Origin of the sequence: Heyndrickxia vini, from assembly GCF_016772275.1 — a bacterium.
GTDB classification, from domain to species: domain Bacteria; phylum Bacillota; class Bacilli; order Bacillales; family Bacillaceae_C; genus Heyndrickxia; species Heyndrickxia vini.
The window spans coordinates 3418659-3430706 of the sequence record NZ_CP065425.1 but is presented as its reverse complement, the minus strand read 5'-3'; the positions used below and the strand labels follow the sequence as shown (position 1 = coordinate 3430706).

The window sequence follows — 12048 nt, the reverse complement described above, 5'->3', positions numbered from 1 at the left end:
ATGAAAATGACAGCAGCATTATTAAAAGAATACATACAAGCAGGAGGGGCGAAAATTCCTTCCGAAAAAGTGATTCAAAATGGTCAATTAGTCAATGTTATGACAAGTGAAGTATATCCCGCTGATGTGGCGATTTATAAAGGAAAAATTGTAGCGGTCGGTGATGTGACTGATTATATCGGTGAAGATACACAACGAATCGATGCGAAAGGTAAATATCTAGTTCCGGGGTTAATTGATGGGCATATTCACATAGAATGCAGCAAGATGAGTATGACAAGCTTTACTAAGGCAGTGATTCCTTTTGGGACAACGAGTGCAATTTCTGGTCTTGATGAATACATTTCTGTCGTTGGAATGGACGGCCTGAAGGAAATCTTTGAAGAAATTGAACAATTGCCGCTTCGTGTTTACTGGGGTGCACCTTATAAAACACCTTATACAATACCAAAATCAACAATTGCATACAACATAACACCTGAAGTACAAAAAGAAGTTCAGTCTTGGCCACAATGCTTTGGTGTGTGGGAAACCGTTCGTGAGGCGGTTCAAACCCTAGACGAAGATACAATGGAAACATTGGCAATTGCCCATAACAATCATCTTCCAATTTTTGGATGCGCACCGATGGCACGTGGGAACAATCTCAACGAATACTTGTCTGCGGGCATCCGCTTAGATCACGAAAGCTATGATCACGAAGAACTTGTGGAGAAAGCACGCAAAGGTATGCATGTTTTGATTCGGGAATCTTCTGTGACAAACTTTTTGAAAGAAAATATTCGTGCGGTGACAGAAGTGAATTCAGCGATTGGCCGCAGAACTAGTTTTTGTACAGATGATGTGCATGCCACTGATATTTTGAAACATGGTCATGTTGATCATTTGGTTCGTTTGGCTATTCAAGCGGGAGTGACACCGATGGTAGCAATCCAAATGGCAACAATCAATAGTGCGGAAGCATATCGAATTGATGATCAAGTAGGTTCAATTTCACCGGGGCGTTTTGCTGATATTTTATTCGTTGAATCATTGGAAGATTTTCAAGTAGAAACGGTAATTAGTAAAGGTGAAATTGTTGCAAAAAACAATCGAATGATAGTGGAACTTTTAGAACCAAAACGCAGTCCGCTTTTAGCCTCAAAATTAAAATGTGATAAAACGACACCAGAAACATTTGAATACAAAGTTTCCATTGATAATGGAACAGCGAAAATTCGTGCGATTGAAAGTCATGGCGCCTTCGTTCGGAAAGAGAGATTTGTTGAACTGGATGTAAAAGATGGAAAAGTAGTATTGGATGTAGAGAAAGATGTAGCTATGGTGTCTGTCCTAGAACGATTTGGTAAAAACGGCAATAAGTCAATAGGATTTGTTGCAGGTTGGGGACTGAAACGTGGAGCAATGGCTTCTTCTTCTGCACCTGACGATAACAATCTTATCGTAATGGGCACCAATCCTGAAGACATGTCCCTTGCTATTAATACATTGATCGATTGTGGTGGCGGACAGGTTGTCGTCGTGGATGGTCAAGTCATTAGTTTGTTAAAATTGCCGATTGGTGGAATTGTGACAGATGAAGATCCTGATCACTTAGTCGCTGCGGAACATTCATTGCATGAGGCAATCAAAGTATTAGGTGGAAGTGTACCGGATCCAATGTTTTATATGAGCTTTCTCCCAATTACAGCTATTCCAGATTTGGCCATCACTGATGTAGGGAATGTGGATTGTGTAACCTTGGAGATTTTTGATCCGATCACAGAATTGACTCCGGAATAAGTAATCTAATACAGGGGGAAGACAAGATGAAAAAACATGAATTAACACAATTGATCGATGTAGCTGCAGGTCGTAAACAAGCAGATTTGGTTTTAAAAAATGGGAAAATCGTTGATGTCTATCAAGGTTCTATCCTTACTGGCGATGTGGCAATCGTAGACGGAAAAATTGCCGGTATCGGAGAAGTGTATGACGGTAAAGAGATTGTTGACGTAAAGGGAAAGTACATTGCACCGGGTTTTATTGACCCGCATATCCATGTGGAATCTTCTTATGTGACTCCGGAAGAATTTGGTCGTTTACTTGTACCTCATGGGACAACGACTGTCATGGCGGATCCACACGAAATCGTTAATGTGGCGGGACTTAAAGGACTGGATTATATGATTGAAGCGGCCGGTCATACAGCATTAGATATTCAATACATGCTGCCTTCTTGTGTCCCTGCTACAAATATGGAAAATGCCGGAGCGGTTCTAAATGCTTCGGATATGGTCGCACCATTAGAAGAAGGAAAGGCCGAGGGTTAGCTGAATTTATGGATTTCCCCGGCGTGATTCAAGCGAATGATCGTGTGTTGGAAAAACTTTTAGTGGCTAAAAATATGAATAAACGAATTGATGGGCATAGTCCAATGGTAAGTGGCAAGGAACTTAATGCGTACATTGCTGCCGGAGTAGAAAATGACCACGAATGTTCCACTATAGAAGAGTTGCAAGCTCGTATTTCTCGAGGAATGTATGTTTTCTTAAGGGAAGGCTCAGTTACTCAAAATTTACGAACTTTGTTAAAAGGTGTCACCCCTCAAAATGCACGTCGATGCGTATTATGTGGGGACGATGTACAAGCAAAAACGATTTTGGAAAAAGGTCATTTAGATAACAGCGTTCGCATTTGTGTGGAAGAAAATGTTGATCCGATCCAGGCAATCCAGATGGCGACTATAAATACGGCAGAATGCTGTAAATTGGACGATCGTGGAGCTGTAGCCCCAGGGTTAAAAGCAGATTTGGTTATTTTCAGTGATCTTAATAACCTAGTGGTAGAACAAACATATATTGATGGAAAACTTGTGGCAGAGCAAGGAAAATACGTCGTGCCGTTTACAAGAGCGGATATTACTTCCGTTCAATCGAGCGTACACATCAGCGATTTTTCAAAAAAGAAACTTCGTTTGAAATTGGATTCAAATAAAGCAAGGGCAATTGAAGTTGTTCAAACGGAAGCATTGACTAATGAAGCGATTGTTGAAGTTGAACGAGACGAGGCAGGAGAGTTTGTGTATAATCCTGAAAAACTAGTTGCAAAAATTGCTGTAATTGAGAGACATAATAACACCGGAAATGTGTTCGTTGGGTTATTGAAAGACTATGGAATTCAAAAAGGTGCTATTGGTATCTCGATTGCACATGATTCCCATAACTTAATTGTAACTGGAACCAATGATGAGGATATGGCAGTTGTCGTTGAAACGTTAAAAAAACAAGATGGTGGTGTGGTCCTTGTCGACAATGGTGAAGTCCTCTGCAGTATGGCCTTGCCGGTTGGGGGACTGATGAGCAATCTTTCGGGAGAAGAAGTTGTTGAACAACAAGAAAAAGTCAATGAAGTGGCACGCAAAACTTTAGGTATTGCAAAGAACGTTGATCCAATCATGACGTTAGGCTTTATGTCCTTAGCTGTGATTCCTACGTTAAAAATCACTGATTTAGGACTTGTTGATGTGACAAAATTTGAATTCGTACCCGTATCTGTTAGGGAAGAAATTATAAAAAATTAGTTTCAAGGAGCCTGTTATGATTCAAAGCAGGCTCTCATTTTTTTTTGAAAGGGAACGATCCTAGCTTTATTAGTTTGCTTCTGACATATTTTCATTATCAAGTATTTGGTCTAGGTCAAGATTTGTTGATGGAGTGGTATCTACATGCAGAAGTTCTTCCATCTTTTTCAAAGTATAGTGATGATCATCTATACTTTCGGAGGCAACACAATCTTCAGGAATATATAGTTGATAGTTTCGCATAAACGCATCATTTGCAGTAAAAAACACACAAATATCTGTCTGCACACCAGTAAGGATGAGCTGTTTGACTTTGAGTGAGGCAAGCAGGACTTCTAAAGTGGTGGAAAAAAAACCAGAATGTTTCGGTTTTATGATGAAATAATCATCTTCATCCGGCTTAAGCAGATCTGTTACCTGATTCCCAATGCTACCTTCCTTCAATGCTTCGTTAATAATCTGCTCCCGATCCGAGTTCCATTTCCCATAATTATCATTTATATATATAACCGGGATATTCTTTTTCTTTATTTCCCTCTTTAGAGTGGACAGTCGTTTCGCCATAGGTAAAGCGTTCTTTAATAAATCCTTTCCTCCATCGAAATTCATGCCGTTTATAACATCAATCATCAAGAGGGCGGTTGTTGCCTTTTTAAGTGTATTCCCGTGTAACGTGTGATCTTTAGACAATGAATTCTCCTCCAAAATTTGAAAGTAAAACTCCAAAACACTTTTGTCGAATTTTATAGTTTTTATACCCGATTTACTAATGACGAAACAAAGGGACTCTTTTGAATGGGGAAAATTCGGTTTGTGGATCATAGAAAGGGATTAGTGCCGAACCGAAATGAGTTTGTGCATCATAAAGAAAGATTTGTGGACCAAAGGCACTCTTTTTTGCGGGGAAAATTTAGTTTGTGGATCATAGAAAGTCATTTGTGCCGCATAGAATTCGGTTTGTGCATCATACAAAGAGATTTGTGGATTAAAGGCCCTAGATAAAGTAAATACCAAAATATTAAATATTCCCCTTGATTCCCTGTATACAATCGTATACAATGCAATTATAACGATGTATACACTTGTATACAAAAGGAGGCCTTTATATGAAAAACGAAGGATTTAAAGAAAGGCGCCATCATGGGGATGTCCCAAAACGAAAAGAGCATCACATGCATGGGCGTGGTGGGGCAAAAACATTTCGCCGTGGAAGAGCGATTGCATTTTTAGAGACGTTGAATCTCAAACGCACGACATTAAAGCAACAGTTAGAAACACCAGAACTACAAACGATCAACCCCATTTTAGTTGGAGAACTAAAAGCAATCGAAATGGTAATTAACGAGTTTGTTCAATTATTTGAACTTCATGAATTTGAGGATATGGATACCGACGAAAAAGAAGAAATTTCTAAAGTAGCTACTGCCGAATCTCCAGAAGACAATGAGAAAGACATTTCTCTATCGAATGAGGAAACTTTAAACAAAGATGAAAAAGAGAATAAATGATAAAAGGAGACTAATATGACTAAATCTGAAAAATGGAATGAAGTAGATCTTTATTTTACATCTAAACTTCACGCGTCAGATCCCGTAATGGATTCAATCCTTAAAGCAAATGCAGAGGCCAATTTGCCAGCGATTGATGTTTCTCCCAATCAAGGCAAGCTGCTTCATTTACTAGCAAAGTTAAAAGGGGCAAAAAACATTTTAGAAATTGGTACGCTCGGTGGGTATAGCAGTGTTTGGCTAGGCCGCGCATTACCAGAAGACGGGCGTCTTATCACACTTGAATATGAACAGAAACATGCTAAAGTGGCTGAAGAGAACATAAGAACTGCAGGATTAGAAAATAAAATTGAGGTAATTGTAGGTCCTGCATTAGAATCATTACCAACTCTTAAAGAAAGAGGATTTGCAAACTTCGATTTAATATTCATTGATGCCGACAAACCGAACAACCCGCACTATTTAAAATGGGCATTGGAATATTCCAAACCAGGAACAGTTATCATTGGAGACAATGTGGTTCGCAGGGGTCGTGTTATTGAGGAAGATAGTGAAGATGAAAGTATCCTAGGAGTGCGCAAATTTATTGATTTATTATCAAAAGAACCCCGAATTGATTCAACAGCAATCCAAACGGTAGGTAGTAAAGGGTATGATGGATTTGTTTTGGGGATTGTAAAATAGAATAATAGCAATGTATGGAGAGCTGTTTATTAACAGCTCTTGTTTATTTATAGTGCATATTTTCGAATAAGATGTCTATGAAGTATCTATTAATTGGAATTTACCACCGAGTTTACCAAGAACACCGTTCATGAGATAGATGATAAGAAAAATTAACAATAGAAATACCTCGAACAATGATTATGAGGTAGATGATAAGGAAAATTAACAAAGGAAGTACCTCGAACAATGATTATGAGGTAGATGATATAGAATATTAGCAAAGGAAATAGCTCGAATGATGGATATGAGGTAGATGATAAGGAAAATTAACAAAGGAAGTACCTCAAACAATGATTATGAGGTAGATGATATAGAATATTAGCAAAGGAAATAGCTCGAACGATGGATATGCGGTAGATGTTAAGGAAAATTAACAAAGGAAGTACCTCAAACAATGATTATGAGGTAGATGATACGGAATATTAGTAAAGGAAATAGCTCGAACGATGATTATGAGGTATATGATATAGAATATTAGCAAAGGAAATAGCTCGAACGATGGATATGCGGTAGATGATAAGGAAAATTAACAAAGGAAGTACCTCAAACAATGATTATGAGGTAGATGATATGGAATATTAGTAAAGGAAATAGCTCGAACAATGATTATGAGGTAGATGATAAGGAAAATTAACAAAGGAAATAGCTCGAACAATGATTATGAGGTAGATGATATGGAATATTAGCAAAGGAAGTACCTTTGGATACAATTATATGGTAGATAAAATGAAGAAATCTCCAAGGATATACCTATTCCAACCACACATGTTTTATTTTTCTAGTGAAAGCTTGTGTTAGCAGCCTTGTCGGTTAATTGTTTTCACATGAAGTTTTGTCGTTTAAAGGATTATCGGTGCAATCCTTTTATTCCATGGTGGTATTTTGTCAACGACTAGATTGAAGTTTAAGAAAAAACGGACGTGCAAGAAAGGGGAATGTACGTTTGTCTTTTGTGGTATAATCAATCTATCACAATGGGGAGGTCCAATATGGGGCTAAATCTTTTAAATATTAAAGAGCGTATGGAACATTATCGTGTAGCTGGTTTAAGTATTGCATCCATTGAAAATGGCAAAATGAGTACTAACAAAAACTATGGTGTCATTGAGGCAAATACGAATCAAGTCGTAAACAATCATTCTCTTTTTAGTGCTTGTTCAATCAGTAAATTTCTTACGGGAATGCTCATAATGAAATTAGCAGAACAAGGTCTTCTTCAATTGGATGAGGATGTAAACAAAAGACTGAAAGCATGGAAGATACCAAATAATAAGTTTACTAGAAATAAAAAAGTATCTTTACGACATTTGCTCAGCCATCAATCTGGAATCATCGATCCAGACGGAGGTTTTACTGAACTTACCACCATTAATCATGCACCTTCAATGGTCGAACTGTTAGAGGGAAGTACACCTTATTGTAAAATTCCGATTGAAGTAAAGATTGAACCGGTGACAGATTTTCATTATTCAGATGCGAACTTCTGCATCATCCAGCAACTAATTGAGGACGTGACAGAAAAACCTTTCACGAAAGTCGTACATGAACTTATTTTCGAACCGTTAGAAATGGAAGATAGCACATTCAGTCTGACTAAATTAGCCGAAAATGTTGCTTCAGGTCATCATAAAAATGGTCAGCTAGTAGATGGTAAATATCCGATTTATCCATATCCAGCAGCTTCCGGACTATGGACAACCCCAACAAATCTTGCCCAATTAGTACTTGAACTCATGCAAGCTTTACAAGGTGAAAGTAAACTTGGAATTTCCGCTAATCGGGTGAAAGAAATGATTAGCGCTCAAGGATCCAAGGAATGGACAGGATTAGGGGTGTTTTTAGAAGGTATGGGTAAGGATTTAGAAATCTCATCATTAGGATGGGGAGTAGGATTTCAATGTATCATGACGGCCAGTCCCTATCAAGGAAAAGGATTAGTCATTATGACAAATACAGATTTAGGGGTTCATCAAATGAAAGGGTTAATTGGTGAAATCTATCATTCATTCACCAATTAGGGGGAAAAAATGACTCAAAATGGAATCGTTTTAGTAGTAAGTGTCTCCATCATAAAAGATGGAAAGGTTTTACTCATAAAAGAAAACAAACCATCCGCAAAAAATAAATGGAATTTTCCATCCGGACATATTGAAAATAAAGAGGACATTCGTAAAGCTGCTTGCAGAGAAGTAAAAGAAGAGACGGGATATGAAGTGAAGCTTAATGGTACGACAGGAATCTATAACTTTATTAGCGATACAAATGATCAAGTAATATTATTTCATTTTACTGGTGAAATTATTGGAGGGTCATTGAATTTAGTAGAAGATGAAATTGTAGATAGTAAATGGATTAATGTCCCAGGGTTGATAGATTTTAATCAAAATGAATTTCGTAATGCGGGAGTTATTAAGCAAATCATAAGCAGGCTTCAAAATGAACAAATTTATTCGTTAGAATTTTTTAACGAACAAATTTTTCATTAAGAGTGAACTGTTTTACTGTTAGTACGGACCTTATTAACACAAATAACATGTCGAAATTTGATGAGCTATTGCATCTGTTCTTTTTCACTTTGTGTGTTATCTGTATTTGGTTTTTTAATCTTACTTACAAATAACTTCCTTTTTTTTAGATTAGATGGTCTTCATCAACATAAAATGGAAGTAAAGTGTGCATTATTGAATTTGCACACCCATCAAATAAAGGAGTGATTGTGTGGCCGATTTGGAAGTAATTCATACCTACAAAAATAATCTTCAAAATTATTCGCTGGAACAATTACACACAATAACGGAGGAAGGAGTATGGTCCATTGGGCAAATGTATGACCATTTGATTCTTGTTGCCCATGAATACCTTGACAATGTGGAAGCTTGTACTGCAACTGAGAAAGTACAAACACATGGAAAAACAGAATTTGGAGAACGGCTTTTTAAAATGGGTGGCTTCCCACCGATTAAAATAAAATTACCATCTGAGCTAAACAGCCCTCCGAATAATTCGGATAGTAAAGAGGAACTGATGAACATGCTAGATGAGGTAATCCAAAGAATGAGACAATTGGAATCAAAAAAAAATAAAATAAATCCTGATTATAAAGTAAAACATGGTGGCTTTGGCTGGCTTAACGCGAATGAATGGTACGATTTGGTCTCCATGCATTTTCGTCATCACTTGCGTCAGAAAAGTGAGTTGGAAGGGAAACTGGGGATAAGGTAACGAAACACATGATCAAATGAGCGGATCCACTTTAGCAATTTAACTCCTATTGAATAATTCTCCAATTAGGTAATAGATAGCAGCATAATTAACTTCAAAAATAATGTGTTATTCGCGTTAGATTCAATAAGAAATGACCGACTCGTAGAAAAGTCGGCCTTTTACGTTTATTTTTAAATAATGTCGTCTTCAACCAATGCCCTTTATTTGCACTACTTGCCGTCATAGTTATTAATAATCTCTTGTGTGATTTTTTTATTAACATTTTTCCATTTTCCATCCTCAAATATTTTTAAAATATATCCTTCGCCCGATATAAAGTTAATAGTCATATTGCTATCTTTGTATGTTGTTATTGGTAGTTCAATTTTTACCTTTATTTGCTGATTATCATGTAAAAAATCTACATCGTAAGTAACTGCATCATAGCCTTTTCTTACTTCATTTCCTACTAATGAATATTTTATTGAGCCTTCTATTTTCTGGGCTAATAACATTTGCTGATAATACATCTCCCGAATTTCTTTATAGCTGAGAACTTTTGTCTCAGTTGTAACTTGTTTATTATGATCGAAAGAATATTTCTTAATATGGGCAATAATACTTGATAAATTTATCAATATAACGAGGAGAATAACGCCTAGTATGATGGAAAAAGTCTTTTTCACAATTTTATTCCTCCTTCCTTCATTTCTATGTTAGATCACTTTTCTTTAACAAGCCATCTTATCAAATTTGAATATTCGTAAATTTCATATAACAATTATGGGATATTACTACTTTAATTAGCAAAGTAAAATCGCAGCCTAAAAAACACCTTGACCATTGCTGTTGTCGACATGCCATTTACAGTGTTAATTGATATGCTATTTGGTAGGGTGATCTTTTTACACTTAAGTAGCTAATTGATGTCCTTTTTGAGTAATCGAGGATCATTAAAATAAGCGGATATTTTCCGGTTAGCCAGCAGAATAGAGCGCGTTTTGGGGGAAATAAGCGGAGGTTTTCCGATTAAGCAAAGCAAAATTACCCAATTTTCACGTTTTTTGATTTAGTAGTCGGAATCCTTCCGTCTATTTAAGGGATTTTCAGTGCTATTTTCTACATAAGAGAAAATTCTCCGCTTATTAAACTCGATTTGTCGTCTAATGAATTAGTACAACTTCAGCTTTAATGAAACAAAAAACCATATTAAAGTCATAGGTATTGGGAAAATCCCAAGCTTTTGTGTGCAGTGATTTTAGTTTTTATCCACGTTATCTGAACTTCTTATTCAAACTAGTAGCAACATTTTTCTAAAGAAGTAGGAGGAAATTACCATAAATATGAAGAAGTGATAAAATATCTGGGGGATAAATATGGAAAAATGGTTTGGTGCTCCGGTGATATGTTTAAATGATAACGCTGAATTATTAATGGTTTTGCAAGGAAAACCTGAAGAAGAATATTCAAGACCCAGATGGACTGATTTATGAGATAGCATGGAAAACCGAGGAAGAAATAGAGAAATTAGAATTAACCTATCCAGAAGATAGAAGTATTTTAATAGAACATATACAAAATCATAAAAATCACCTTTATTAGCATAAGGTAGACACAACGGAGAAAAATGTAAATTAAATTAAAACAGTTTACGATTGAATAGATTGAACAGCAGCCTTTTAATTATTTAACTGAAGGTGCTGGACAGTGTAGAACAAAAAATCACAGAACTAATGAGAGGGTCAGTAAAAGTTTTCCATCTCTTAACTGTGCCTGTGCTAAGATAACAGTAAAAAAATAGTATTAATCTTATATACTGTAAGCTTCTTCTATGGAATCCACAAATATTCCAGGAAAGATAATTTTCCTTACACAATTTTCAACTTGCATTCTTGAAGTAGGAGAGGAAGGATTAATAATTAATATCTTTTTAAAATTAGCCATCGAATATAATTTTAAAACGAATGTGATATCATCCACCACCTGGTCAGCCACTTCCTCTTGTTCGCGGCCATCTATAATTAATTTATACCTTGAAGGATTAATAGTATTTACGATTGTTTGGAACTCGCTTAAATATATTTTTGCATCTTCCTCTTTAAAAAAGCCGCCTACTTTTATAAAGAAAATGCCTTTCTCTTCATCCAATTCAAAGGAATATAGCTTTCTCATTGTTTCTCCTCCAAAGTGTGAAAAATAACTACTGTACTATAATACATAAAACGACTCATTTCGACAATCCTTGCATTCTAATCTGGCTAGCTAATAAGTTTAATTATAATGATACTATGCGTTACATTTTACTGAAATTAAAGGGGTAGAGTAATTCAATAGTATAATTTCTCTTCCCTATATATTTTCTTGAGTAATGCTCGACAGCCAGTCGAAACAAGTCTATATGTTTCTTCAAAGTCGCCAGTGAAAAATGGATCGGGTATATCTTTCCTTTCTTTGGTCAAGTCTAGCAACCTAATAATCTTTGGATGATTAGGTTTGCCGGTTATATTATAAATATTTTTTATGTTATTCTTGTCCATACCTATTATATAGTCGAACCTCCAAAAGTCTTCTTTAATTAGTGGGCGTCCGATAAGCCCCGTAGAAGAAATATTGTATTTTTTTAAAATATCAAGGGTTCCTTGGTGAGGAGGTAAGCCGATTTGCCATGAACTAGTTGCAGCGGAATCAACTAAGATGATGTCATTCAAATTTTCTTTAATGACTAAGTCACGAAACAAAGCTTCAGCCATCGGTGAACGGCAAATATTCCCCAGGCATACAAATAAAACACTAATCATGCACTTTACCCCTTTTATCTCTTATTTTCTCAAAAACTATTTCATGTACAGAACACCCTATTTGTCATTACAAAATATGTACTACATAGAAATTTGGAACGGCGGCGTACGTATTCAGCCACTGTTATGGGGAAGTAAGACTAAACTGAATTTTAGAAATTTATTTAAGAAAGAGATAAGAAAACGTTTGCTTTTGAATGAAATTACGGAGTAAAATGAGAATAACTCTATTTGGAAGAAAGGATACAGG

Annotated in this window: 12 protein-coding genes; 8 read left to right on the top strand and 4 right to left on the bottom strand. The window is 36.2% G+C overall.

Features of this window, described 5'->3' with window-relative positions; all coding sequences use genetic code 11:
• From I5776_RS17175 to I5776_RS21650, 3 genes are read left to right on the top strand one after another with little or no spacing between them, the layout of a single operon-like run.
• Nucleotides 1–1782, top strand: coding sequence for an adenine deaminase C-terminal domain-containing protein (locus I5776_RS17175; protein ID WP_202777551.1), 1782 nt, complete (start codon nucleotides 1–3; stop codon nucleotides 1780–1782).
• A gap of 26 nt (nucleotides 1783–1808) precedes the next feature.
• Nucleotides 1809–2312 (top strand): amidohydrolase family protein, encoded by a 504-nt coding sequence (locus I5776_RS21655; protein ID WP_202777550.1) that lies wholly within the window; start codon nucleotides 1809–1811, stop codon nucleotides 2310–2312.
• A gap of 23 nt (nucleotides 2313–2335) precedes the next feature.
• Complete coding sequence (locus tag I5776_RS21650; protein ID WP_202777549.1) at nucleotides 2336–3562, top strand: adenine deaminase C-terminal domain-containing protein; 1227 nt, start codon at nucleotides 2336–2338, stop codon at nucleotides 3560–3562.
• A gap of 69 nt (nucleotides 3563–3631) precedes the next feature.
• Here I5776_RS21650 and I5776_RS17160 read toward each other — a convergent pair whose 3' ends face one another.
• Entirely contained in the window at nucleotides 3632–4252 is a 621-nt protein-coding gene (locus I5776_RS17160; protein ID WP_246483827.1) for a cysteine hydrolase family protein, read from the bottom strand.
• Between the two features lie 416 nt (nucleotides 4253–4668).
• Between I5776_RS17160 and I5776_RS17155 the strand changes: the two genes are divergently transcribed.
• The 5 genes from I5776_RS17155 (at nucleotide 4669) to I5776_RS17135 (ending at nucleotide 9018) form a co-directional block, all read left to right on the top strand.
• Entirely contained in the window at nucleotides 4669–5070 is a 402-nt protein-coding gene (locus I5776_RS17155; RefSeq protein ID WP_202777548.1) for a hypothetical protein, read from the top strand.
• A gap of 15 nt (nucleotides 5071–5085) precedes the next feature.
• A complete protein-coding gene (locus tag I5776_RS17150; protein ID WP_202777547.1) occupies nucleotides 5086–5754 on the top strand; it encodes an O-methyltransferase in 669 nt (222 codons plus the stop codon).
• Nucleotides 5755–6785: 1031 nt separating this feature from the next.
• Entirely contained in the window at nucleotides 6786–7814 is a 1029-nt protein-coding gene (locus I5776_RS17145; protein WP_202777546.1) for a serine hydrolase domain-containing protein, read from the top strand.
• A 9-nt stretch (nucleotides 7815–7823) separates the two neighbouring features.
• Nucleotides 7824–8282: an NUDIX hydrolase gene (locus tag I5776_RS17140; protein ID WP_202777545.1), complete on the top strand. Its 459-nt coding sequence runs from the start codon at nucleotides 7824–7826 to the stop codon at nucleotides 8280–8282.
• Nucleotides 8283–8514: 232 nt separating this feature from the next.
• Nucleotides 8515–9018 carry a DinB family protein gene (locus tag I5776_RS17135; protein ID WP_202777544.1) on the top strand — a complete coding sequence of 168 codons (504 nt, stop codon included), beginning with the start codon at nucleotides 8515–8517 and terminating at the stop codon, nucleotides 9016–9018.
• Between the two features lie 212 nt (nucleotides 9019–9230).
• On the opposite strand, the gene I5776_RS17130 is transcribed toward I5776_RS17135, so the two are convergent.
• The 3 genes from I5776_RS17130 to I5776_RS17115 all read right to left on the bottom strand — a co-directional run bounded on the left by I5776_RS17130 (nucleotide 9231) and on the right by I5776_RS17115 (nucleotide 11798).
• Complete coding sequence (locus tag I5776_RS17130) at nucleotides 9231–9686, bottom strand: hypothetical protein (RefSeq protein ID WP_202777543.1); 456 nt, start codon at nucleotides 9684–9686, stop codon at nucleotides 9231–9233.
• Nucleotides 9687–10809: 1123 nt separating this feature from the next.
• Entirely contained in the window at nucleotides 10810–11172 is a 363-nt protein-coding gene (locus I5776_RS17120) for a hypothetical protein (protein ID WP_202777542.1), read from the bottom strand.
• Nucleotides 11173–11327: 155 nt separating this feature from the next.
• Nucleotides 11328–11798 carry a low molecular weight protein-tyrosine-phosphatase gene (locus I5776_RS17115; protein WP_202777541.1) on the bottom strand — a complete coding sequence of 157 codons (471 nt, stop codon included), beginning with the start codon at nucleotides 11796–11798 and terminating at the stop codon, nucleotides 11328–11330.
• Nucleotides 11799–12048: the final 250 nt, after the last annotated feature.